Source organism: Halomonas sp. V046, from assembly GCF_052645355.1.
The window spans coordinates 24,403-47,903 of the sequence record NZ_JBQXYF010000006.1 but is presented as its reverse complement, the minus strand read 5'-3'; the positions used below and the strand labels follow the sequence as shown (position 1 = coordinate 47,903).

Sequence of the window (23,501 nt, the reverse complement as noted above, 5' to 3'; positions counted from 1 at the left end):
ATGGCCATTGATTTCGTTCGCTCCCTGCGTGGGCGTCACCCCGTTCGTCCGCCGGCCAGTGGCATTGCCCGGCGCAAGACACTGTGGGAACGGCTGCACATCGATCCCTGGCTGGTCGGCATGCTGCTGGTGTTGATGGGCAGCGGCCTGGTGGTGCTCTACAGCGCCAGCGGGGAAGATCTCAACATGGTGATCGCCCAGGCCATTCGTTTCGGCGTGGCACTGAGTGTGATGATGGTGCTGGCCCGCTTTTCGCCGGCCACCCTGATGCGCTGGGCCCTGCCGGCCTATATTGTCGGGGTGGTGATGTTGATCGCCGTCGAGGTCCTTGGCGATATCGGCATGGGCGCCCAGCGTTGGCTGGTCATTCCCGGTGTGATCCGCTTTCAGCCCTCGGAACTGATGAAGCTGGCCATGCCGATGATGGTAGCGGCGTGGATCAGTCGACATGAGCTACCGCCCAATTGGCGCGTGCTGGTGGTGTGCGCGCTGTTGATCGGCCTGCCGGTGGCGTTGATTGCCCGTCAGCCAGACCTTGGGACCTCGCTTCTGGTGGCGGCGGCGGCGGTCTTCGTGATTCTGTTGGCTGGGCTGTCGTGGCGCTTTATCGCGGTGATCGTGGTGCTGGCCGGTTCCGCGTTGCCGCTGTTGTGGATGAACATGCATGCCTATCAGCGCCAGCGGGTGCTGACCTTCCTCGATCCCGAGAGCGACCCGCTCGGGGCGGGGTGGAACATTATCCAGTCGACGACCGCCATCGGCAGCGGCGGGCTCTGGGGCAAGGGATGGCTGCACGGCACCCAGTCACAGCTCGAATTCTTGCCCGAACGGCATACCGACTTCATCGTCGCCGTACTCGGCGAAGAGTTTGGGTTGATCGGCATGCTGGCCTTTCTGCTGTTGTACCTGTTGATCGTGGCGAGAGGGCTGTGGCTGGCCGGCTCGGCCCAGGACACCTTTGGGCGCCTGCTCGGCGGCGGCATCATGCTGACGTTCTTTATCTATGTGTTTGTCAATATCGGCATGGTCAGCGGCATCCTTCCCGTGGTCGGCGTGCCGTTGCCACTCGTGAGCTACGGGGGGACGTCCAGCGTGACCTTGTTGGCCGGTTTCGGTATTCTCATGGCGGTTCACGCACACCGCCGATTGTTGCCGCGCTAGTGCCGTCAACAGACGCTGATTCAGGGAGAGGTTGAATGAAGGTGCCCCCGATCCAGGGAAGAGGAGGCGTTCGCACGGCGCTTTGGTGTCTGCTGTGTCTTGCGCCGCTAACGGCCGAGGCGCAGACCTTTGATCCGGCCGCGGAGCCGAGAGTGGCGGCGATGGTGGAGCGCCTGGCAGACGCCGGTGTCGATCGGGCCTGGCTCGACGATGCCATGGAAGGAGCCGTGTATCGCCAGTCGGTTCTGGACGCGATGAGCGGTGCGGCGGAGCATCATCTGACCTGGCACAAGTACCGTGGTATCTTCCTCGGTCAGGAGCGTATCAACGAGGGCGCCGCCTTTATCGAGACCCATCGTGACGCCTTCGATCGTGCCGAGGCTCGTTTCGGTGTTCCGCCCGAGATCATCGCCGCCATCATCGGCGTCGAAACACGCTACGGCCGCATCACCGGTGACCATCGGGTGCTCGACTCGCTGTCGACGCTGGCCTTCCATCATCCGCGCCGGGGCGATTTTTTCCTCGGCGAGTTGGAGGCCTTTCTCGAAATCGCCTACGAGCAGCACGTGGCGCCAGGCGATCTCAAGGGGTCCTATGCCGGCGCCATGGGCTACCCGCAGTTTATCCCGACCAGTTACCAGGCCTACGCGGTGGATTTCAATGACGACGGCCAGCGCAACCTGTGGACCGATCCGGTCGATGCCATCGGCAGCGTGGCGAACTATTTTGCCGAGCATCGCTGGCAGCCGGGCGGGCCGATCTACTGGGACGCCGAGGGGCCAGCCACGCCGCCGTCGGGCATCGACTTCAACCGCGCCGATCGCCCCGATGTCAGTGTCGCCCAGCTCGCCGCCGCCGGAATTCGCCCGCATGACCCACTCGACGCCGAGCGCAAGGTCGTGCCGTTGGCGTTGGAGATGGGGGATGGCAGCTATCGCTACCGCTTCGGTGCGAACAACTTCTACGTGATCACCCGTTACAACCATAGCTACCTCTATGCCATGGCGGTGACCGAGCTGGCCGAGGCCATTGGCGAGGTTCGGGACCTGGGAAACGGCGGGTGGTACGACGCGACGGCGACGGAGACTGCACCATGAACCGACGACACCTTGCCTGGCCTGCGCTGTCGGTCGTGCTGGCGCTGAGCGGTTGCGCCGGTAACGGTGGCAGCGCCCCGGAGACGTCCGCCGCCGGCGCGGCCACGCCGGCGCCGGTACCATCGAGCTCTGGTGGTCGCTACGCCATGAGCGGCGATGCCTATCCCGAGGCGCCGCCCGACGTCAGCCAGGTGCCGGATGCGGTGCCACGGGTCGAGGCGCCTTCCCGGGCCGGCAATCGTTCCACATACGAAGTGTGGGGCAAGACCTACCACGTGCTGGATGACGCCCGCGGGTACCAGAATCGGGGCACCGCGTCCTGGTACGGCCAGAAGTTCCATGGCTATGCGACCTCGAACGGCGAAATCTACGATATGTACAAGATGAGTGCCGCGCACAAGTCGCTGCCGCTGCCGACTTACGCTCGGGTCACCAACCTGGATAACGGCCGGGAAGTGGTCGTCCGGGTCAACGACCGCGGCCCGTTTCATGACGATCGCGAGATCGACCTGTCCTACGCCGCTGCGGCTCGGCTGGATATCCTCGATGGGGGCACCGGTCGGGTAGAGGTCAGCGCTATCGATCCTCAGCAGTGGCTGGCTCGCCACCCCGGGGCGGGCGGCGCGGCGCCGCAAGCAGCAGCGTCGGTGGCCCGGGCCGCGCCACCGATCTCCGAGACGGCGCCGCGGGCTTCTCCTGCGGCGGCGCCGACGGCTCAGCCGGCAGCCAGCGCCAGTGCCGGCGGCGATCGCGTGTATATACAGGTGGCGGCGCTTGGCTCGGCGGACAGTGCTGCGGCGCTGAAGTCGACCCTGGAGAGCCGCCTGGACGAAAGCGTCAGAGTGGCCAGCGCCGCGGGTCTGCATAAGGTGCAGATCGGGCCGTTCGCCGGGCGCAGCCAGGCCGAGTCGGTGCGCCAGACACTGCGCCAGGTGGGCTATCCGCAAACTTTTGTCGTCGACGGTCGCTGAGAGCGTCGGCGTGGGTCGTGAGATCCGACTCGCCAAATGACCGGGGCGGCGCCGAGCCGCCCGATTTACCCTGATGAATTTATGAGACACCTCACCATGATCAGCAAACGTTCTTCCCTCCGCCCGCTGTTGCCGGTGGCGCTGCTGTGCCTCTCGCTGGTGGCCCCGCTGGCCGCGCCGCTGGCCAGTGCGCAGCAGCCCCAGCCGGACACCCCCCAGGTGCCGGAGCCCCAGGTGATGATCCCCGCACCGCCCCAGTTGGCGGCCAAGTCGTGGATTCTGATCGATGCCAACAGTGGTCGCGTATTGGCTGAGCACAATTCCGATGAGCGTCTGCCGCCGGCCAGTCTGACCAAGCTGATGACGGCGTATCTTGCCGAGCGTGAGCTCGATCGCGGCAACATTCAGGCCGATGACATGGTGCCCATCAGCGAGAAGGCGTGGCGCACCGGCGGCTCGAAGATGTTTGTCGAAGTCGGCACCCAGGTGGCGGTCGAAGACCTGCTGCACGGGATCGTCATCGTGTCCGGTAACGATGCCAGTGTCGCCATGGCCGAGTACCTGGCCGGCGGCGAAGGGCCCTTTGCCGATTTGATGAACCAGCACGCCGCTCAGCTCGGGATGGAAAACACCCATTACGAGAATGCGACCGGCCTGCCCTCGGAGAATCACTACTCATCGGCCCGTGACCTGATGCGTCTGGCGCGTCACATCATTCTCGATTACCCCGAACACTACGCGATCTATCGCCAGAAGCAGTTCACCTACAATGGCATCGAGCAGGCCAACCGTAATCGCCTGCTGTGGCGTGATCCCAGCGTCGACGGGCTCAAGACCGGCTGGACCGATGAGGCCGGCTATTGCCTGGTGGCCTCCGGCAAGCGCGATGACATGCGCTTGATCTCGGTGGTGCTGGGTACCAGCTCCGATGAAGCGCGTGCCCAAGAGACCCAGAAGCTGCTGAGCTACGGCTTCCGCTACTATGAGACCCTCAAGTTGTATGACCAGGGGGCGGTACTGAATACGCCGCGGGTCTGGGAAGGTGCCAGTAACGAGCTGCGTGTCGGCGTCGACAAGGGCGTGTTCATGACCGTGCCGCGCTCGCGCAACGCCGAGCTCACCGCCAAGCTCAATCTCGACGATGGCCTGGTGGCGCCGATCGCCGCGGGTCAGCAGGTCGGCAGCATGGAAGTACGCCTCGGCGACGAAGTGGTCGGTGAGCGGCCGCTTGTCGCGCTGGAGGCGATCGAGCAAGGTGGCTTCTTCAAGCGCATGTTCGACAAGGTTCAGCGCTTCTTCAGCGACCTGGTGGGTGGCTGGTTCGATTGAACCCGTGCGACAGATACTGACGCCACGGCCTGGGGGGCGGCATTGGGCCGCCCCTTCGTGTATCGGTCTTGGTCGGTGGCGATAGGTTGAGTAGAATGCTCGGGTATCTCTTCAGTGGGGCAACGCATGAACGACAGCAGCTTTCGTGATCTGAGGACCTCGGTGGGCGCCGATCCCGGCGATGTGACGATCACCTTTCCTTGCGCCTACCCGATCAAGGTGGTCGGCGATGCGGCTCAAGACTTTGCCGCAACGGTCGCCCAGATCGTCCAGCGGCATGACCCAGAGTTCGACGCCACGGACATGCAGGTCATCGACAGTCGCAATGGTCGATTTCAATCGGTCCGTCTGACCCTGACCGCGACGGGAGAAGATCAGTTGAAGGCGCTGTTCGAGGAACTCAAGGCCACCGGCCGCGTGCACATGGTGGTCTAATGGAAGCGCTTCGGGTTTATCGCCTGGGGCGGCAGCCCTATCTGCCCGTGTGGCAGGCCATGCGCACCCTGACCGACGAGCGTGATTCGGCAACGCCCGATCAACTGTGGGTCGTCGAGCATGATCCGGTGTTCACCCAAGGGCAGGCAGGCAAGCCCGAGCATCTCCTGATGCCCGGCGATATCCCGGTCGTCGACACCGACCGCGGTGGCCAGGTCACCTACCATGGGCCAGGGCAACTGGTAGTGTATCCGCTGATCGACGTGCGTCGCTCGCGCCTCGGCGTCCGCGACCTGGTCACCGCGCTGGAAAACTGCGTGATCGATGCCCTGGCCGAACATGGCATCGACGCCCATGCGCGCCCCGATGCCCCTGGCGTTTACGTGGGCGATGCCAAGATTGCCTCGCTAGGGTTGCGCATCCGGCGCGGTGCGAGCTTCCATGGCGTGGCGGTCAATTTGACGGCCGATCTCAGCCCGTTTTCGCGCATCAACCCCTGCGGCTATGCGGGCCTTGCGATGACTCGCCTGGCCGACCTGACCGCCGCTTCGGTGGACGTCAGTGTCGAGACCGAGCGTCTGCTCGGTGCCCTGGCACGGCGTCTGGGCGAGCGCGAGTTGATCGAGATGGACGGCTTGCCCGCACTGCTTGCCGGCGTCTCGTCGCCACTCATCACCGACTGAACGACCCGGTCTCCGGGTCGCTCCATCACAGGACAGTGACATGACAGACAGCTCCGCCATTCAGGCGGCGGCCGCCGCCGCCAAGGCCAAGAAGTCCACACGCCCCGAGCGCGGTGTAAAGCTACGCGGTGCCGAAAAGGTGGCGCGTATTCCGGTGAAGGTGATTCCCACCGAAGAGATCCCGCGCAAGCCAGACTGGCTGAGGGTACGCATGCCGATCTCCAAGGAGGTGACCCGCATCAAGGACACCCTGCGCCGTCATGGGCTGCACACCGTCTGTGAAGAAGCCTCGTGCCCGAACCTCGGCGAATGCTTCAATGGCGGCACCGCGACCTTCATGATCATGGGGGATATCTGTACCCGTCGCTGCCCGTTCTGCGACGTCGCCCATGGCCGCCCCAATGCGCTCAACGAGCGCGAGCCGCGCGAGCTCGCCGAGGCCATCGCCGAGATGCGCCTGAAGTACGTGGTGGTGACCTCGGTGGATAGGGATGACCTGCGTGACGGTGGCGCCCAGCACTTCGTCGACTGCATTCGCGAGATTCGCCGTGACAGCCCGAGCATCGAGATCGAGGTCCTGGTGCCGGACTTCCGCGGTCGCATGGAGGTGGCGCTGGACACCCTCGAAACCACGCCGCCGGACGTCTTCAACCATAACCTCGAGACGGTGCCGAGCCTGTATCGCAAGGTGCGCCCGGGGGCCGACTATCAGTGGTCGCTGGATCTGTTGAAGGGCTACAAGGCCCGTCGCCCCGATGTGCTGACCAAGTCGGGACTGATGCTGGGCGTCGGCGAGACCGACGAGCAGGTCATCGAGGTGATGCGTGACCTGCGCGCCCATGACGTCAACATGTTGACGCTGGGCCAGTACATGCAGCCGTCGCGCAACCATCTGGCGGTCGATCGCTGGGTGACGCCTGCGACCTTCGACTGGTTTGCCGAGCAGGGCAGGGCGATGGGGTTCACCCATGTGGCCTCGGGTCCGCTAGTGCGTTCGTCCTACCATGCCGATCAGCAAGCCCACGGCATCGAAGTCAAGTAAACCAGACGCCCGGCATCCGCCGGGCATTTTTTTGGCAGGCGGCGCGAATGCGCCGGCGGCGGTATCCCGATGGGGGCGCCCGCCGCGTAATGTTGCGTGGTTTACTGCGTCCAAGTGGGAGGAATGTGCAGGAGGCGGCGGGCGGGGCTTCGCAGCCCGGGGTGTTTTGCGCTATATTGCACTGCAACAATGTGCGCAGGCGCACGACCGTTCGTTCCTTCCTGCGCGTCAGGCAACCCTCAGGAGTTCCTATGACCGCTCTGATGCCGACTATCGCAGAACCCCTGTATCCTCTGGTGGATCCCTTTGGCTTCGGCCGTGCCGCCGTGGCGTACTGGCGGGATTCGGTCGAGCGCAGCATTCTTTACATGGATGTCATGCGCCAGCGGGGCAACCAGTATCTCGAGCATATCGAGAAGACCCGTCCCACCGTGCTCGGTTTCGATACCGATATCCTGCTCTACGGTGAACACCTGCCGCGACCGGTCAACTACGAATTGTTGCGGGTCCATCCGCCAGAGGGCGTCGAGACCGATGAGTTGGCGCGGCCTTTCGTGGTGGTCGACCCGCGGGCCGGTCATGGCCCCGGCATCGGCGGCTTCAAGCCGGATAGCGAAATCGGTGTCGCCCTGCGTGCCGGCCACCCGTGTTATTTCATCGCCTTCATGCCCTATCCGGTAGCGGGACAGACGGTCGAGGACGTGGTCGAAGCCGAAGTGGCGTTCGTTCGCCACGTGATCGAGCGCCACCCGAACAGTGAAAAACCCATGGTGGTGGGCAACTGTCAGGCCGGTTGGCAGATCATGATGGCGGCGGCACTGGAACCGGATATTTTCGGCCCGATACTCATCGCCGGTGCGCCGTTGTCGTACTGGGCCGGAGAGCGCGGCAATGCACCGATGCGCTATACCGGGGGCATGGCCGGGGGCAGCTGGTCGACCCACATGCTCAGTGACCTTGGCGATGGCCTTTTCGATGGTGCCTGGCTGGTGCAGAACTTCGAACGCTTGAATCCGGCCAACACTTGGTGGGATAAGCAGTACCATCTCTACGCCCACGTCGACTCCGAGGCCGATCGTTATCTGGAGTTCGAGCGTTGGTGGGGCGGCCACGTGGTACTCGGCGGCGACGAGATTCAGTATATCGTCGACAACCTGTTCGTCGGTAATCGTCTATCCACCGCTCAGCTGGTCACCTCAGACGGGCGTCGTATCGACCTGCGCAACGTACGCTCTCCCGTGGTGGTGTTCTGCTCGCGGGGCGATGACATCACCCCGCCACCCCAGGCCCTTGGTTGGGTGAAGGATCTGTACGCCGGCGTCGATGACATCATCGCCAACGAGCAGACCATCGTCTATTGCGTCCATGACAAGACCGGCCATCTCGGGATCTTCGTGTCCGGCAGCGTGTCACGCAAGGAGCACGCCGAGTTCACCGCCAACATGGATTACATCGACGTGCTGCCGCCGGGGCTTTACGAAACCACGGTGTCGAAAGCCAGCGATCGCCCCGATGCCGAGTTGATCGAGCGCGACTACCTGCTCGAGTTCGAGACGCGGGACTTCGATGATCTGGATCGGGAGGTCAAGCCGCGCCCGGAAGATGATCGGCGATTCGCCACGGTATCGCGGGTGTCCGAGATCAACTTGGGCCTGTACCGTCAGTTTATACAGCCCTGGATCAAGGCGCTGTCGACGCCGGAGTCGGCCCACTGGATGCGGCGCATGCACCCCAATCGCATGGGCTACCGGCTGATGTCGGATCGCAACCCGTTGACCGTGCCATTGCCGGTGTTGGCCGACTTGGTGCGCGCCGATCGTCATGAGCTCGATGACAGCAATCTGTTCCGGGTCTATGAAGATATCGTTTCGAGCCATATGTCGCGCTCGCTCGATGCCTGGCGAAGCCTGCGCGACAAGGCCCTCGAGCGCATGTTTCTGGACATCTACGGCCAGCCCCTCCTGCAGTCGCTGGTCGGCCTCGGTGGTGCCGCCAACACCGAGCGCAAGGTGCCAGGCTCCGAGCCCGAACATCGTCGCTTCGTCGCCCGGCGCCAGGAAGAGATACGTGCTCGGGTCGCGGAAGGCGGCGCTCAGCAAGCGGTGATGCGCTCGATCATCTTCGTGCTCGGCGGGGCGCCAGCCACCGATGGACGCAATTTCCGTCGTCTGCAGGCCTCCCAGGAGGAGCTGAATATCGGTCAGGGCCTTGCCGACTTCAAACATGAAATGCGCGAGCAGTTCTTCATCCTCAAGCTGGATCGCGAGGAAGCGCTAGGCGCCATTCCGGTCCTCCTGCAGGGCGAAGATGGCGAGGCGATCGATGGCTACATCGAGCACATCGAGCACATCCTCGCGGCCAGCGGTGATCTCAGCGACCGTGCCGCGAAGCGCTTCGATACGATCAAGGCGCTGTTCAATCAGGCCCGACCGTCGGTAAAGCGTCGGGACGGCGGCGGCGGTGCCGAGGCACCGACCACAACAGCACGCAAGGCTCCGGCCAGAGCGGTGAAGCCCCAGGCCGTGGCGCCGGCCAGCGCCGAGGGCGCAAGCGAGGCCAGTGCCGAGGGGGCAAGCGAGACCCCCGCCAAGGCCAAGGCGGGGGCCAAGGCGGCGGCAACGGCGGCGCCCACCGCCAGGGCCACGGCTTCCTCCCAGACTGGCGCCGAGGCTACGGTTACGCCCAAGCGCCAAGTCAAGGCAACCGCGCCAGCGTCAGCGGGCATCGATACCCAGCCCGAGACTGCGGCTAAGCCCAAGCCCGAGACTGCGGCTAAGCCCAAGCCCAAGCCCAAGCCCGAGACTGCGGCTAAGCCCAAGCCCAAGCCCAAGCCCAAGCCCGAGACTACGGCTAAGCCCGAGACCACGGCCAAGCCCAAGTCCAAGGCGAGATCAGCGGACGCGGCGAGCGGTGTCGCCGGGGGTGGGGCCCCCGACAAGGCGGCGTCGGCTACCTCCGATGGGCAGCGGCAAGCCGAGTCGAGTGGCGATGAGCCGGCACCCAAGACGCCATCACGGCGGCGCAGCACAGCGAGCAAGACCCCGACACCGCGCAAGCGCTGATCGCGGTAGACGCCCACGATGCCCTCGCCACCTGGCGGGGGCATCGTGCATTGGAGCGCTAGATGGGTCGTTGCCCTTGTCGTGCCGGGGCCGTAGCGTCTAGTCTCTTTGGCGATGACATGGCGGGGATCGCCGCTGCCGAATGCGGCTTGGCTAACCGGCGCGATGGACGCCAAGCGTGCTTCGACTGGCGCCGGATTCGGTGCTGGGGTAGGGTAAGCGCATTTTTCACCCTTCCGATTGTGGGAGGGCGATTCATTCTTTACGGCGTGCGTCACCTACCGCGACGCCACAAACACTGTGGAGTGCTATGGGCAAGTCACTGGTCATCGTCGAGTCGCCGGCCAAGGCCAAGACGATCAACAAGTACCTCGGCAACGATTTCATCGTGAAGTCGAGCGTGGGTCATATTCGTGACCTGCCGACCAGCGGCTCTGGCAAGACGGCCTCTGATCCCAAGGAGCGGGCCCGCCAGGCTGCGGTGACACGCAAGATGTCGCCCGATGAGAAGGCGGTCTACAAGAAGCGCAAGGCGCACGACCAGTTGATTCGGCGGATGGGCATCGACCCATCGCAGAACTGGGAAGCGAACTACGAAGTACTGCCCGGCAAGGAAAAGGTCGTGGCGGAGCTCAAGAAGCTGGCCGAGAAGGCGGATACCGTCTATCTCGCGACCGATTTGGATCGCGAGGGAGAGGCGATTGCCTGGCACCTGCGCGAGACCATCGGCGGCACCGAGGACCGCTATCGTCGCGTGGTCTTCAACGAGATCACCAAGAATGCCATTCAGGAAGCGTTCAAGGACCCGGGCGTGCTGAACATGCCCAGGGTCGAGGCCCAGCAGGCCAGACGCTTTCTCGACCGGGTCGTCGGCTTCATGCTCTCGCCGCTGTTGTGGGCCAAGGTCGCACGTGGGCTCTCCGCCGGGCGCGTGCAGTCGGTAGCGATGCGCCTGATCGTCGAGCGTGAGCGCGAGATTCGCGCCTTCGTGCCCGAGGAATTCTGGGACGTTCACGCCGAGCTTGCGACGGCAGACGGCGAGGCGGTGCGCTTCGAGCTGGTCCGCCACAACGGCGAGGCCTTCCGGCCAACCAGCGAGGCCGAGACCCTGAAGCGCATCGAAGCGCTCAAGACGGCGTCGCTGGCGATCACGAGTCGTGACGACAAGCCGACCCGGTCCAAGCCCAACGCGCCCTTCATTACCTCGACGTTGCAGCAGGCGGCCAGCGGTCGGCTCGGGTTCTCGGTCAAGAAGACCATGACCCTGGCTCAGCGCCTCTACGAGGCGGGCTACATCACGTACATGCGTACCGACTCCACCAACCTTTCCCGCGACGCGGTCGAGAGTGTGCGCGAGTACATTGGCGCGGAGTACGGGGATCGCTACCTGCCCGAGGCACCCAATCGCTATTCGAGCAAGGAAGGCGCCCAGGAGGCCCACGAGGCGATTCGTCCCTCGGACGTGTCACGCCGAGCCACGGATCTTGCCGGCATGGAGCGCGACACGGAGCGCCTCTACGAGCTGATCTGGCGTCAGTTCGTTGCCTGTCAGATGACGCCGGCGGAGTATCTGTCCTCGTCGCTGACCGTGGCGGTGGATGGTTACGAGCTGAAAGCCAAAGGGCGTGTGCTGAAATTCGACGGCTACACCCGAGTGATGACGCCGGTGGGACGCAAGGACGAGGATCAGTCGCTGCCCGATCTGGCCGAAGGCACGCCGATGGCGCTGGCGTCCCTGGATCCGCGTCAGCACTTTACCAAGCCGGCCCCGCGCTATACCGAAGCCAGCCTGGTCAAGGAACTCGAGAAGAAGGGCATCGGCCGACCCTCGACCTATGCGGCGATCATTTCGACCATCCAGGACCGCGGCTATGTGCGCCTGGAAAACCGTCGTTTCTATGCCGAGAAGCTCGGTGACATCGTGAGCGAGCGTCTCAAGGAATCCTTCCCGGACCTGATGGACTTCTCTTTCACGGCGCGCATGGAAGACAGCCTCGATGAAGTGGCCGAGGGTGAGCGCAACTGGCGTGAGCTGCTCGATGCCTTTTATGCCGAGTTCAGTGAAGAGCTCAGCGCGGCCGAAAGTGACGAAGGCATGCGGCCCAACCAGCCGGTGCCTACCGATATTGACTGCCCCACCTGTGGGCGCAAGATGCAGATCCGGACCGCTTCCACCGGTGTCTTCCTGGGCTGCAGCGGCTATAACCTGCCGCCCAAGGAGCGCTGCAAGACGACCATCGATCTCTTGCCCGGCGAAGAAGCCGTGGCCGCGGATGCCGGTGAAGAGGCCGAGACCGACGCCCTGAGAGCCAAGGAACGTTGCCCCGTCTGTGCCACCGCCATGGACAGCTATCTGATCGATGAGCATCGCAAGCTGCACATCTGCGGCAACAGCCCAGACTGTGACGGCTACCAGATCGAAGAGGGGCGCTTCAGGATCAAGGGCTACGACGGTCCTACCATCGAATGCGACAAGTGTGGCTCCGAGATGCAGTTGAAGTCCGGCCGTTTCGGCAAGTACTTCGGCTGCACCAGCGACAGTTGCAAGAATACCCGCAAGCTGCTGCGCAGTGGTGAGGTGGCGCCGCCGAAGATGGACCCGATCCCGATGCCGGAGCTGGCCTGCCAGAAAGTCGATGATCACTACGTGCTGCGCGATGGCGCCAGCGGCCTGTTCCTGGCGGCGAGCAAGTTCCCCAAGAACCGCGAGACGCGACCGCCCCTGGTCAGCGAGCTGAAGGCCCACGCCGAAGAGCTGCCGGACAAGTATCGCTACCTGCTCGAGGCGCCGGTCAAGGACCCGGATGGGCGCGATGCCCAGATCCGTTTCTCGCGTAAGCTCAAGGAACAGTTCGTCATGACCGACGGTGACAACGGCAAGGCCAGCGGCTGGAAGGCTAGCTACGACGGCAAGCGCTGGCAGGTGGAGGACAAGCGCAAGTGACACCGAGAGCTCGCACCAATCAGCTTCTCTATCAGGCCGAGCTGTTGCTTGATGCACCGGCGGGGGACGATGAGCACGCCGATAGCCGGCGCATGGCGCAGGAGGAGGGTGCGCTTGCGTTGCTCGAGCTGGCTCTGGAGGCGCTGCTTCGCGATGTCACCGAGCACGCCCACCTGGCCGAGCACGACTGGCAGGAGCTGTTGCTCGGACCGCCGCGGCTGGCCGTCGCCGAGGTTCAGCGTCTGCGTGCCCTGGCCGATGACGGCGATACCTGGCTGGGATGGCTGGTTGACCGCCTGTCGGCGTTGCACGGCGATGGTGGGGCCGCACGCCGCCGTGAAGCCGGCAGCGCCCAAATGATCTCGATCGCGGGGCAGCCGCTACTGGGCGACGAATTACGGTCCTGTGTTCGCGGTGCCAAACGCGAGATAGCCGCTCTGCGAGAAACCAGTGAAGAGTGGTAAAGTAAAATTGTCTTATTTCAGAGACATGTTGATGCCGGGGATGGTTGGCCCTCATGCTGGGCGCGTCGTTCACCGGCCAAGGTGCCGCGTCGGGTGTGAAGGCGCGATATGAAGCCGTTTACATTTTGTCACCAGATATCCACCTTTTGTTAAAGAGCGACACGCCAATGGCAAGCTGTACGAGACGACGTTTTTTCCGAATTTTACTTGGTGCCTTTCTCGTGCTGCCGACCGCCGCATCGGCGGATTTTCCGATGATGGATGACATACTCCGACGGGCGATTGTGCCTGAATCCATCGGCGAGATCTGGGTATTGATCGACGATAAACAGAGTACGTTGAAGGTCTATCGCGGCAACACCGAACTGGAAGTCTTCGCACCGGTTAGGGTGGGTCGAGGGGGGGCCAAGCAGCAGAGAGTGATGGGCGACAGGACCACGCCACTCGGGGAGTTCCGCGTCGATCGCTTCAATTTCGACAGCAAATTCGATATCTTCATCGGCCTCGACTACCCGACGCCGACTCATGCACGGATGGCATTGGACACCGGGCTTTATAGCCAGCAAGATTACGACGACTATTTCGATTACTATCGACGCCATCGCTCCCCGCCTCAAGAGACCGTTCTGGGGGGCTACATTGGAATCCATGGCGTCGGTGAGGGAGACATGGACATCCATCGTCGCTTCAACTGGACGAACGGATGTGTCGCCGTGACCGATCAGGAAATTCGGCGACTTGCATCGCTGATTGATGTTGGCACTCGCGTCGTCATCCGCTAATCTTTAGTGGCGCATTGGACGTTGAAGACTATGGACAAGCGCCGTTGTGTATTATAAAACAGCGTTTGACTCCTGTGCTTCGCAGCACAAGTCGCTGCAAGAAGTCCTGCCTTAGCAGGAAGCCTGATGCTCAGGCATCACCAACGCAGTACCAAGGAAGACTCAAGGAGAACACCATGACTCTGAAGACTACTCTGAAGCTGACCGCCGCTGCCGCATCTCTGGCCGTTCTGGCTGGCTGTGCTTCCTCCAGCGCTCTGGAAGAAGTTCGCATGACTGCCGAGTCTGCCCAGGCCGACGCTGCTGAAGCCCGTAGCATCGCTACCCAGGCGCAGAACACTGCCAACCAGGCACAGCGTGACGCACAAGCGGCTCTGCAGCTGTCTCAGCAGAACCGTGAAGAGATGAACCGCATGTTCGAAAGCTCCATGCGCAAGTAATCGTTCTCGCTCGCTCCTTCGGGGGCGTGAAGAAACGATAGACTGAGGCCCCGCCATTGGCGGGGCCTCAGTCGTTTGGGGACGAGGGTTATGCCATGCGTCGTTTGGTCCTGCGTGGCGGCGGGTCGTATCAGGAGTCGTTTGGGGCCGAGGGTTGTGCCATGCGTCGTTTGGTCCTGCGTGGCGGCGGGTCGTATCAGGAGTCGTTTGGGGCCGAGGGTCGTGCCATGCGTCGTTTGGTCCTGCGTGGTGGCGGGTCGTATCAGGAGTCGTTTGGGGCCGAGGGTTGTGCCATGCGTCGTTTGGTCCTGCGTGGCGGTGGGCGTCGTTGCCTCGATGGTCTTGCGGTGTGTTGGCGGTCGAGGCTTCTGGGGTCGGGTGAGCGACGATGTGCAGCGAGCGACAGCGCACTGGTGCCAGGCCCCCGGTGATGCAGGCGCGCCAGGGCGAGCCTTGGGAGGCGATGTAGCGACAATATGTAGCGAGCGCCACCGCAACGGTGCCAGACGGAGTAATGGAAACCTGGTCGGCGGGGTCGGCAAGCCTTGTGGCAGTCCGACAGGCGCCCAGGGGCGCGACCTACGCCGAGTCAGGGGCGGGGGGGCGGTGATGCAGGCGCGCGCCAGGGCGAGCCTTGGGAGGCGATGTGGCGACAATATGCAGCGAGCGCCACTGCAACGGTGCCAGACGGAGTAACGGGAGCCTGGCCGGCGGGGTCGCCAAGCCTTATGGCAGTTCGACAGGCGCTCAGGGGCGCGACCTACGCCGAGTCAGGGGGCGGGGGCCCCCGGTGATGCAGGTGCGCGCCAGGGCAAGCCTTGGGAGGCGATGTAGCGATGATGGCAACCCGGGGCGGCCCTGGCCCGGTCGACGTTATTGCCGGGGACCGAAGATGGGCCAGGGGGGAGGAGGCGGTGGAGAAGAGGCAGCGGGGGAGAAAAAAAGAGCGGCGCCCCTCGGGCGCCGCTCTTCAACTTTTTCAGCTCTTCAGCTCTTCAGCTCTTCAGCTTTTGATCTGTTCATCTTCTGCCGCGTGTCACCGGGGATGGAGGCTTGCGCCGTCCTGCGTCCGGCGAGACTCAGCCCTCGTGACTGATCTGGTTGAGCAGCGTCTGCTCCGAGGCCACGAGTTCAATGTGATCGTAGAGCGATCCTGGCAGGCGCTGCGGATTGGCGGGCTCGGGTTCCTCGAGGGCGACCGGGACGCCGTTGGGCACCTCTACGACGGCCTTCAGGCGGGAGTAATCCACCGGGTACTCGGCACCATCGATGGTGGCATCGACCTTGTCGATAGCGGCGGTAACGCGCTCGAGCGTGGCGCCTTCGTCTTCGTCCTCTTCGAGGTACGGATAGGCCTGGACGTAGAGCGTGCCGTCCGACCAGCCAAGCTTGAACGGCTCGTTGACGAGTCTCACCCGGGTGCCGACGGACAGTTGATCGAACAGTCCTTCGACGTCTTCCGGTAGCATGCGAATGCAACCGTGGGTAACGCGCATACCAACGCCCTCAGGCTTGTTGGTACCGTGAATCAGGTAGCCGGGGATGCCGAGTCGCATCTTGCGCGACCCCATGGGGTTTTCCGGGCCGGGAGGGACCACGCCCGGCAGCGGCTTGCCGGCTTCGGCGTGTTCGCGGCGGATCGAGGCCGGCGGATACCAGGCCGGATTCCTGACCATCTCGGTGATGGTGGTGGTCCCCAGCGGAGTCTTCCAATCCATTCGGCCGACGGCGATAGGATAGGTCTGGACCTGACGCTGCTCGCCGTTCGCGGCAGGCGGGTAGTAGTAGAGGCGCATTTCCGCCACGTTGACAACGATGCCGGTGCGCGGGGCATCCGGCAGGATGAACTGGCCGGGGATGGTCACCTGGGTGCCTTCACCCGGGTACCAGATGCTGACCTCGGGGTTGGCCCGGACCATTTCGTTGTAGCCGATGCCGTGGTCATGGCCGATATCGACGAGGGTGTCTTCTTCATCGGCTTCGACGGTGTAGACACTGCCGACCAGGTCGCCTTCTTCGGGGAGCGGGTAGTAGCCCCGGGGCAGGTCGTCGGCGCTGGCTGCCAGGGGGGCGGCCAGCGCGCCGACCATGCCCAGTGAAAGGGCGAAACGGGCCAGGGGCCTGCTGTGGGGAGAGTGGTTCATCGCAGTCATGTCTCAAGGTTGGCGAGAATCGGGGATCGCCCGGGTCGCGTTCAAGGGTATTCAATAGGCATGGTTGTTGGCGTATAGATTGCCCGCTCTTGAGCCTTGGCGCCAGTCCCCAGCGCCTAGGCACTGGGGAAAATCTGGTTGCCGGCCCGGCTTCGCCGCTTAAGCCGCCTGGGCCTTGCGATTGAGCGCATCGAGCAGGTGCTCCACCGCTTGAAAACGTGCCTCTTCATTGTCCATCGATGCGCTGAAGCGCAGCGTATCGGCTCCCTCCAGGCGGTAGGTCTGGGGGGCCTTCTGGATCAGCTCGACCAGCATCAGCGGGTCGACATCGGTCTGGCCGCCAAAGATGAGTCGGCCGCGCTCGGCGCCCGCCTCGAGCCGTGTGATCCCGAGTCTCTCGGCCCGCTGGCGCAGCTTGGTCTGGCGCAATAGTGTCTTGACCGACGCTGGCAGCAGGCCGAAGCGGTCGATCATTTCCACACGCAGCTCCTTCAGGTCCGCTTCGTTCTCGGCGTTGGCGATCCGCTTGTACATCACCAGCCGTTGCTGCACGTCGTGAAGATAGTCATCGGGGATCAAGGCCGGCAGGTTGAGGCTGATCTCGACCCCAAAATCCAGTGGTGATTCGATATTGGGGGTGCGACCTTCGCGGATGGCTTTTACCGCTCGATCCAGCATCTGCATGTACAGAGTATAGCCCACGGCCTCCATCTGGCCGCTCTGTTCGTCGCCCAGCAGCTCCCCGGCGCCGCGGATTTCCATGTCGTGGCTCGCCAGGGTAAAGCCGGCGCCCAGATCCTCGGCCTGACCAATGGCCTCCAGGCGCTTGACCGCATCGCGGGACATCGCCCGGGGTGGCGGGGCGAGCAAGTAGGCGTAGGCCTGGTGGTGGCTGCGGCCGACCCGGCCGCGTAGCTGGTGCAGCTGAGCCAGGCCGAACTTGTCGGCGCGCTCGATGACGATGGTATTGGCGCTGGGCACGTCGATGCCGGTCTCGATGATGGTCGAGCACACCAGCACATTGAAGCGCTTGTGGTAGAAGTCCGACATCACTCGTTCGAGGGAGCGTTCGGGGAGTTGGCCGTGGGCCACGCCGACCCGCGCGTCCGGTACCAGCTCGCGGATGTTATCCGCGGCGCTCTCGATCGACTTGACTTCATTGTGCAGGTAGTACACCTGGCCACCCCGCAGGATCTCGCGCAGGACGGCCTCCTTGATGACCGACTCGTCGCGCTGCTGGACGAAGGTCTTGACCGACAGGCGGCGGGCCGGCGGCGTGGCGATGATCGACAGGTCGCGAATGCCGCTCATGGCCATGTTGAGGGTGCGTGGAATCGGCGTGGCGGTCATCGTCAGCACATCGACTTCGGCACGCAGGCTCTTCAAGCGCTCCTTCTGGGCGACCCCGAAGCGGTGTTCCTCGTCGATGATCACCAGGCCCAGTCGCGGGAAGGACAGTTGCTTGGACAGCAGCTTGTGGGTGCCGATGATGATGTCGGTCTTGCCGTCCTTGATCCGGCCCATGGACTCGCTCTGGCCGCTGCCGGCGGTGAAGCGGGACATCACTTCGATGTCCACGGCCGTGTCGGCGAAGCGGTCGCGGAAGTTCTCGTAGTGTTGGCGCGCCAACAGAGTGGTGGGCACCAGCACCACCACCTGGCGCCCGGACTGCACGGCGAGGAAGGCGGCACGCATCGCGACTTCGGTCTTGCCGAAGCCGACATCACCGCAGACGACGCGATCCATGGGGCGCGGCGCGGTCATGTCGTCGATCACCGCCTGGATGGTGACCCGCTGGTCCGGGGTTTCCTCGAACGGGAAGTTCGCCACGAAACGGGAATACTCCTCGTCCGGCGGGGCGCAGGCGAATCCTTCACGGGCTTCGCGACGGGCGTAAATGTCGAGTAGCTCGGCGGCGGTATCACGAATCTTCTCGGCGGCCTTGCGCCTGGCCTTGTCCCACTGTTCGGAGCCGAGGCGATTGAGCGGTGCCAGTTCATCATCGGCGCCGGCGTAGCGGGAAATCAGGTGCAGGCTGTCCACCGGCACGTAGAGCTTGGCGCCCTCGGCGTACTCGAGGGCAACGAATTCCGCCGCTTGGCCCCCGGCCTCGAGTGCCTCGAGCCCGCGGTAGCGTCCAACACCGTGGGCCTGATGCACCACCGGCGCGCCGGGCTTGAGTTCGGACAGGTGGCGAACCGCCAGCTCGTTGTCGTCGGTCGCCTTGGCCTGGCGCCGGGTCTGGCGCACCACGTCGCCGAACAGTTCGCTCTCGGTGATGATGGCCAGATCCGGCGACGTCAGGCTCATGCCTGAGGCGAGCTCGCCTTCAGCGATGCTCAGGCGGTCCGTGGCGTCGAGAAACGCGGAAAAATCGCGGACCTGGTGCAGCCGAGGGGCGACCGGTGCCAGGGTGTCCTCGAGGGCTTCGCGGCGGCCGCGGGACTCCGCCAGGAACAGGACCCGGGTTGCCGGGTGCTGTGCCAGGTAGGCCTCCAGTGCCGCCAATGGGGCCTTGGCGCGGGCGTTGATGGCGACCGCTGGGGCCGCGCTGGCGGCTGGCACCAGGGCATGCGGGTGGTCGTCGTCACGGGTCAGCTCGATGCGCGGATGGTGCTTGATCAGCCCAAACAGTTCCGCCACCGGAATGAAGGCCCGGTGAGGGGGCAACAGGGGCCGGGTAGGGTCGACACCGAGATTCTCGAAGCGGCCCTGAATGGCCTGCCAGTGGTGCTCGGCGGCTTCATAGGCGCCCGGCATCAGGGCGACTTGCGTACCCTCGGCGAGGTGCTCGAACAGCGACGCGGTACGTTCGAAAAATAGCGGCAGGTACTGCTCGAGGCCCGCCGAGGGAATGCCCTTGAGGGCATCGACGTACAGCGGACATTGGCGCGGATCGACGTCGAACAGGGTCTCGAAGCCTTCGCGAAAGCAGGCAATCGCCGAGCGTGACAGCGAATATTCATGGGCCGGCAACAGCTCGATGCGTTCGACCTGGTCACCGCTGCGCTGGGTGTCCGGGTCGAAGTAACGCAGCGTATCGATTTCGTTGTCGAACAGGTCGATACGTAGCGGTGCCTCGCTGCCCATGGGAAACAGATCGATCAGGGCCCCTCGAAGGGCGTATTCGCCGGGCTCGAAGACGGTTTCCACCGCGCGATAGCCGGCCCGCGACAGGCTCTCGCGAAAGCCTTCGCGATCGAGGCTCGCGCCCGCCTCCAGGGTCATCACCCTGCCGGCAATGTACGCCGTCGGCGGCAGACGTTGCATGAGGGTATTGATCGGCACCAGCACCACGCCTCGGGTGCCGTCCTGCAGCTGACGCAGTGTGCGCAGGCGCGCCGAGACGATGTCCTGATGGGGCGAAAAACTGTCGTAGGGCAAGGTCTCCCAGTCGGGGAAGGGCAGGACTTCCACGTCGGCGAAGAAGGCGAGTTCGCTTTCGAGCCGGAGGGCCTCGCTGGTATCGGCGGTGATCACCAGCAGCGGAACATCCTGTGCCAGACGGGACAGGGCCAGGGCGGCCGCGGCCCCGGGGGGCTCCCGCCAGTACAAGGTGTCACGGGTTCCCTGGGGGCGCGGCGGATCGAGCGGCGTAAAGGTCGGCATGGCGATAGATAGGCGTCGTGTCGCAGCGGGTGAATGGGCAGGCGGGCAGTGGCGCCATCATACCAGCCCCATCGGCGCCTTGTAGTCAAACCGTGCATTCTGTAATGCGCCTACAGCGCCTGCGACCATCCAGCGATTGCCCAGCGCCGCCGTGCACCGGATAATACGACCGTTTTCCATTTCCGACATTGAGGTCCCCCGTGAGCCAGCAAACCGAGATCGTCTTCCAGCAATGGCACGACAACCAGGCCGTGGCCGAACAGATGATTCCGCTGATCGGCAGCCTGTATCGTCGTAACAACGTGGTCACCACCATGTTCGGTCGGTCGCTGTTCAACAAGAGCGTCATCCGTATTCTCAAGGACCACCGCTTCGTTCGGAAGATCGAGGGCACCGAATTGTCCGTCCAGGACACCTTTCCCCTGATCCAGGCGATGGGCGAGCTCAATCTCGGGCCGGCCCACGTCGATGTCGGCAAGCTCGGGGTAGCGTTCAAGAAGCATGGCGGCGGCGATGCCGTTGCCTTCCTGCGCGAGGAGCTCAAGGAGATCGTCGATGGCTACGACCCGCAGGCCGGTACCGGCGAGCCCAAGGACGTGGTGCTCTATGGTTTCGGTCGTATCGGTCGAATCCTTGCCCGTGTGCTGGTCGAAAAGGCCGGTGGCGGGAACCTGCTGCGGCTGAAGGCCATCGTGGTGCGGGGTCGTGGCGACATTGCCAAGGATCTCGAAAAGCGTGCCAGCCTGCTGCGTCGTGACAGCGTTCACGGCCCGTTCGACGGCACCATCAGTGTGTGCCCCGAAACTCGCACGATCACCGCCAACGGCAACATGATCCAGGTGATCTATGCCGACTCGCCCAGCGAGATCGACTACACCGCCTACGGGATCAACAATGCCGTGGTGGTGGACAACACCGGCATCTGGCGCGACGAAGCGGGCCTTGGCCAGCACCTGGAGTGCAAGGGCGTGTCCAAGGCGCTGCTGACCGCGCCGGGCAAGGGTGACGTCAAGAATATCGTGTTCGGTATCAATCATGGCGACATCAGCAGCGATGATCGCATCATCTCCGCGGCGTCCTGTACCACCAATGCCATTGTGCCGGTGCTCAAGGTACTGAATGACGAGTACGGCATCGAGCACGGTCACGTCGAGACCGTGCACTCCTACACCAACGATCAGAACCTGATCGACAACTATCACAAGGGCGACCGTCGCGGCCGTAGTGCACCGCTGAACATGGTGCTGACCGAAACCGGCGCCGCCAAGGCCGTGTCCAAGGCCCTGCCAGAGCTCGGCGGCAAGTTGACCGGCAACGCCATCCGCGTGCCGACGCCCAATGTGTCGATGGCGATTCTGAACCTGTCGCTGGACAAGGAAACCGATGCGGTGGCGCTCAACGACTACCTGCGTCGCATGTCCATCGATTCTGCCTATCAGAAGCAGATCGACTATGTCGACTCCCCGGAGGTGGTCTCGACGGATTTCGTCGGCAACCGCCACGCCGGCATCGTCGACGCCAAGGCGACCATCGCCCAGGGGCGTCACGCGGTACTTTACGTCTGGTATGACAACGAGTTCGGCTATAGCTGCCAGGTCATTCGCATTCTGCAGCAGATCTCCAACGTCGCGTTCTGCAAACTGCCACGCAGCGCCGGCTGATTCCAGGTTTGCCGGTCTCGATAGCGGCGTGATGCTCGAGACGAAGCGATAGCGCACACCCCTTGTTGATCTTGATCAACAAGGGGTTTTTTCGTCCGCTCTCCACCGGTATATGCAGAGTCGAGCTTTCTTGCGACGTTCGATCATGTAGTCAATCCACTGGCTTGTCTTTATAATGCTGGGGATTTTTCGGGGTGGTTCGAGCTCGCCTCGGCGTGACTGGTAATGTGGACTTCGTTAATAATAATACCTCTCATTTCCATCGAGCCCCTGTCCATTATCATCTACGATTCATCAACTGGGCGAGACTATGATCGAAGTCAAGAAAGGCCTGGATCTCCCCATCACGGGAGCACCGGAGCAGCGTATCGAGGATGCGCGGCCGGTGCGCCATGTGGCAGTCCTTGGTACCGACTATATCGGCATGAAGCCGACCATGGAGGTCAAGGAAGGGGACAAGGTCAAACTGGGCCAGCTGCTGTTCACCGACAAGAAGATCGATGGCGTCCGCTTTACCGCTCCGGCGGCGGGCGAGGTCGTTGCGATCAATCGCGGTGAAAAGCGCAAGCTGTTGTCCGTGGTGATCAAGGTCGACGACAGCGGCGAAGAAGTGGCCTTCACCGCCCACGGCCGTGAGGGGCTGGAGACGCTCGAGCGACAGGCGGTGGTCGACCAGTTGGTCGAGTCCGGCCTGTGGACAGCGTTGCGTACGCGTCCGTTCTCGCGCACGCCGGCCCTTGACGCGGTGCCGGTGGATATCTTCGTCAGCGCCATGGACACCCAGCCGCTGGCGGGCGATCCGGCGGTGATCATCAGCGAGCAGCCCGAGGCCTTCGAAGATGGTCTCAAGGTGCTCAAGCGCCTCACCGAGGGCAAGGTGTTTCTGTGCACCGCACCGGATGCCAAGGTGCCGGGCACCTCGGTTGCCGGCGTCCAGCACGAAACCTTCACCGGTCGTCATCCGGCAGGGCTGGTCGGTACCCATATTCACTTCCTGTCGCCGGCCGCGCTGAATCGTCGCGTCTGGCACGTGGGGTACCAGGACGTGATCGCCTTCGGCAAGCTGTTTGTCGAGGGCAAGCTCGCGACTCACCGCGTCGTCGCCATCGGTGGCCCTCGCGCCGAGCGGCCGCGCCTGGTGCGCACGCGCATTGGGGCGAGCACCGATGAGCTGCTCCTTGATAACCACGAGATCAAGCAGCCCGACGACACCCGTGTCATCAGCGGCGGCGTCTTCTCCGGCTTTACCGCCGAAGGCAGCTTGCGCTATCTGGGCCGTTTCCACGACCAGATCAGCCTGCTCGAAGAGGGCAACAAGCGCGCCTTCATGTCCTGGCTGTCGCCGGGCAGCGATCGCCACTCGGTGTTGGGCATCTACCTGTCGAGCCTCAAGGGTCTGACCAATTACGCGCCGACGACGTCCACCAATGGTTCCGAGCGCGCCATGGTGCCGGTAGGCGCCTACGAACAGGTCATGCCGTTGGACATCATGCCGACCCAGTTGTTGCGGACATTGATTGTCGGTGACATCGAAACCGGCATGCGGCTTGGCTGCCTCGAGTTGGATGAAGAGGACCTCGCGCTGTGCACCTACGTGTGCCCGGGCAAGTACGAGTACGGTCCCATCCTGCGCGACAATCTCACCATGATCGAGAAAGAGGCCTGATG

Annotated in this window: 16 protein-coding genes; 14 read left to right on the top strand and 2 right to left on the bottom strand. The window is 63.7% G+C overall.

Annotation, left to right across the window (positions count from 1 at the left end):
• The 12 genes from rodA to ACUN9Y_RS09235 all read left to right on the top strand — a co-directional run bounded on the left by rodA (position 1) and on the right by ACUN9Y_RS09235 (position 14,410).
• Positions 1-1,161: a rod shape-determining protein RodA gene (gene rodA / locus ACUN9Y_RS09290; RefSeq protein ID WP_445460424.1), complete on the top strand. Its 1,161-nt coding sequence runs from the start codon at positions 1-3 to the stop codon at positions 1,159-1,161.
• 35 nt (positions 1,162-1,196) lie between these two features.
• Positions 1,197-2,258 (top strand): lytic murein transglycosylase B, encoded by a 1,062-nt coding sequence (gene mltB / locus ACUN9Y_RS09285; RefSeq protein WP_445460423.1) that lies wholly within the window; start codon positions 1,197-1,199, stop codon positions 2,256-2,258.
• Positions 2,255-3,229, top strand: a complete 975-nt coding sequence (locus tag ACUN9Y_RS09280) for a septal ring lytic transglycosylase RlpA family protein (protein WP_445460422.1) — start codon at positions 2,255-2,257, stop codon at positions 3,227-3,229. The genes mltB and ACUN9Y_RS09280 overlap by 4 nt, the downstream gene beginning before the upstream one ends.
• Before the next feature lie 96 nt (positions 3,230-3,325).
• Positions 3,326-4,558: a D-alanyl-D-alanine carboxypeptidase family protein gene (locus ACUN9Y_RS09275; RefSeq protein WP_445460421.1), complete on the top strand. Its 1,233-nt coding sequence runs from the start codon at positions 3,326-3,328 to the stop codon at positions 4,556-4,558.
• Positions 4,559-4,684: 126 nt separating this feature from the next.
• Complete coding sequence (locus ACUN9Y_RS09270; RefSeq protein WP_445460420.1) at positions 4,685-4,993, top strand: HP0495 family protein; 309 nt, start codon at positions 4,685-4,687, stop codon at positions 4,991-4,993.
• The gene (lipB, locus tag ACUN9Y_RS09265) at positions 4,993-5,676 is read left to right on the top strand and encodes a lipoyl(octanoyl) transferase LipB (protein WP_445460419.1); all 684 of its coding nucleotides are present in this window, start codon (positions 4,993-4,995) and stop codon (positions 5,674-5,676) included. Before ACUN9Y_RS09270 ends, lipB begins: the two co-directional genes overlap by 1 nt.
• A 40-nt stretch (positions 5,677-5,716) precedes the next feature.
• Complete coding sequence (gene lipA, locus ACUN9Y_RS09260) at positions 5,717-6,718, top strand: lipoyl synthase (protein WP_445460418.1); 1,002 nt, start codon at positions 5,717-5,719, stop codon at positions 6,716-6,718.
• Between the two features lie 251 nt (positions 6,719-6,969).
• A complete protein-coding gene (locus ACUN9Y_RS09255; RefSeq protein WP_445460417.1) occupies positions 6,970-9,780 on the top strand; it encodes a DUF3141 domain-containing protein in 2,811 nt (936 codons plus the stop codon).
• Positions 9,781-10,090: 310 nt separating this feature from the next.
• Entirely contained in the window at positions 10,091-12,724 is a 2,634-nt protein-coding gene (gene topA / locus ACUN9Y_RS09250) for a type I DNA topoisomerase (protein WP_445460416.1), read from the top strand.
• Positions 12,721-13,188: a DUF6586 family protein gene (locus ACUN9Y_RS09245; protein ID WP_445460415.1), complete on the top strand. Its 468-nt coding sequence runs from the start codon at positions 12,721-12,723 to the stop codon at positions 13,186-13,188. Before topA ends, ACUN9Y_RS09245 begins: the two co-directional genes overlap by 4 nt.
• A 167-nt stretch (positions 13,189-13,355) precedes the next feature.
• A complete protein-coding gene (locus ACUN9Y_RS09240; RefSeq protein WP_445460679.1) occupies positions 13,356-13,970 on the top strand; it encodes a L,D-transpeptidase family protein in 615 nt (204 codons plus the stop codon).
• 176 nt (positions 13,971-14,146) lie between these two features.
• Entirely contained in the window at positions 14,147-14,410 is a 264-nt protein-coding gene (locus ACUN9Y_RS09235; protein WP_445460414.1) for an Lpp/OprI family alanine-zipper lipoprotein, read from the top strand.
• A 1,079-nt stretch (positions 14,411-15,489) separates the two neighbouring features.
• On the opposite strand, the gene ACUN9Y_RS09230 is transcribed toward ACUN9Y_RS09235, so the two are convergent.
• Together ACUN9Y_RS09230 and mfd are read right to left on the bottom strand one after the other, a co-directional pair.
• Entirely contained in the window at positions 15,490-16,554 is a 1,065-nt protein-coding gene (locus ACUN9Y_RS09230) for a L,D-transpeptidase family protein (protein WP_445460413.1), read from the bottom strand.
• 168 nt (positions 16,555-16,722) lie between these two features.
• Positions 16,723-20,172, bottom strand: coding sequence for a transcription-repair coupling factor (gene mfd, locus ACUN9Y_RS09225; protein ID WP_445460412.1), 3,450 nt, complete (start codon positions 20,170-20,172; stop codon positions 16,723-16,725).
• A gap of 200 nt (positions 20,173-20,372) precedes the next feature.
• Here mfd and ACUN9Y_RS09220 point away from each other — a divergent pair, with 200 nt between their 5' ends.
• A complete protein-coding gene (locus ACUN9Y_RS09220) occupies positions 20,373-21,833 on the top strand; it encodes a glyceraldehyde-3-phosphate dehydrogenase (RefSeq protein ID WP_445460411.1) in 1,461 nt (486 codons plus the stop codon).
• A 310-nt stretch (positions 21,834-22,143) separates the two neighbouring features.
• Positions 22,144-23,499: a Na(+)-translocating NADH-quinone reductase subunit A gene (locus tag ACUN9Y_RS09215; RefSeq protein WP_445460410.1), complete on the top strand. Its 1,356-nt coding sequence runs from the start codon at positions 22,144-22,146 to the stop codon at positions 23,497-23,499.
• Positions 23,500-23,501 lie beyond the last annotated feature (2 nt).

Bases quoted from the DNA above. Each gene is read 5' to 3' on its own strand.
- rodA (WP_445460424.1), top strand. From the start codon at position 1: ATGGCCATTGATTTCGTTCGCTCCCTGCGTGGGCGTCACCCCGTTCGT.
- ACUN9Y_RS09270 (WP_445460420.1), top strand. From the start codon at position 4,685: ATGAACGACAGCAGCTTTCGTGATCTGAGGACCTCGGTGGGCGCCGAT.
- ACUN9Y_RS09230 (WP_445460413.1), bottom strand. From the start codon at position 16,554: ATGAACCACTCTCCCCACAGCAGGCCCCTGGCCCGTTTCGCCCTTTCA.
- ACUN9Y_RS09240 (WP_445460679.1), top strand. From the start codon at position 13,356: ATGGCAAGCTGTACGAGACGACGTTTTTTCCGAATTTTACTTGGTGCC.
- ACUN9Y_RS09275 (WP_445460421.1), top strand. From the start codon at position 3,326: ATGATCAGCAAACGTTCTTCCCTCCGCCCGCTGTTGCCGGTGGCGCTG.
- ACUN9Y_RS09255 (WP_445460417.1), top strand. From the start codon at position 6,970: ATGACCGCTCTGATGCCGACTATCGCAGAACCCCTGTATCCTCTGGTG.
- lipA (WP_445460418.1), top strand. From the start codon at position 5,717: ATGACAGACAGCTCCGCCATTCAGGCGGCGGCCGCCGCCGCCAAGGCC.
- lipB (WP_445460419.1), top strand. From the start codon at position 4,993: ATGGAAGCGCTTCGGGTTTATCGCCTGGGGCGGCAGCCCTATCTGCCC.
- topA (WP_445460416.1), top strand. From the start codon at position 10,091: ATGGGCAAGTCACTGGTCATCGTCGAGTCGCCGGCCAAGGCCAAGACG.
- ACUN9Y_RS09280 (WP_445460422.1), top strand. From the start codon at position 2,255: ATGAACCGACGACACCTTGCCTGGCCTGCGCTGTCGGTCGTGCTGGCG.
- ACUN9Y_RS09235 (WP_445460414.1), top strand. From the start codon at position 14,147: ATGACTCTGAAGACTACTCTGAAGCTGACCGCCGCTGCCGCATCTCTG.
- ACUN9Y_RS09215 (WP_445460410.1), top strand. From the start codon at position 22,144: ATGATCGAAGTCAAGAAAGGCCTGGATCTCCCCATCACGGGAGCACCG.
- mltB (WP_445460423.1), top strand. From the start codon at position 1,197: ATGAAGGTGCCCCCGATCCAGGGAAGAGGAGGCGTTCGCACGGCGCTT.
- mfd (WP_445460412.1), bottom strand. From the start codon at position 20,172: ATGCCGACCTTTACGCCGCTCGATCCGCCGCGCCCCCAGGGAACCCGT.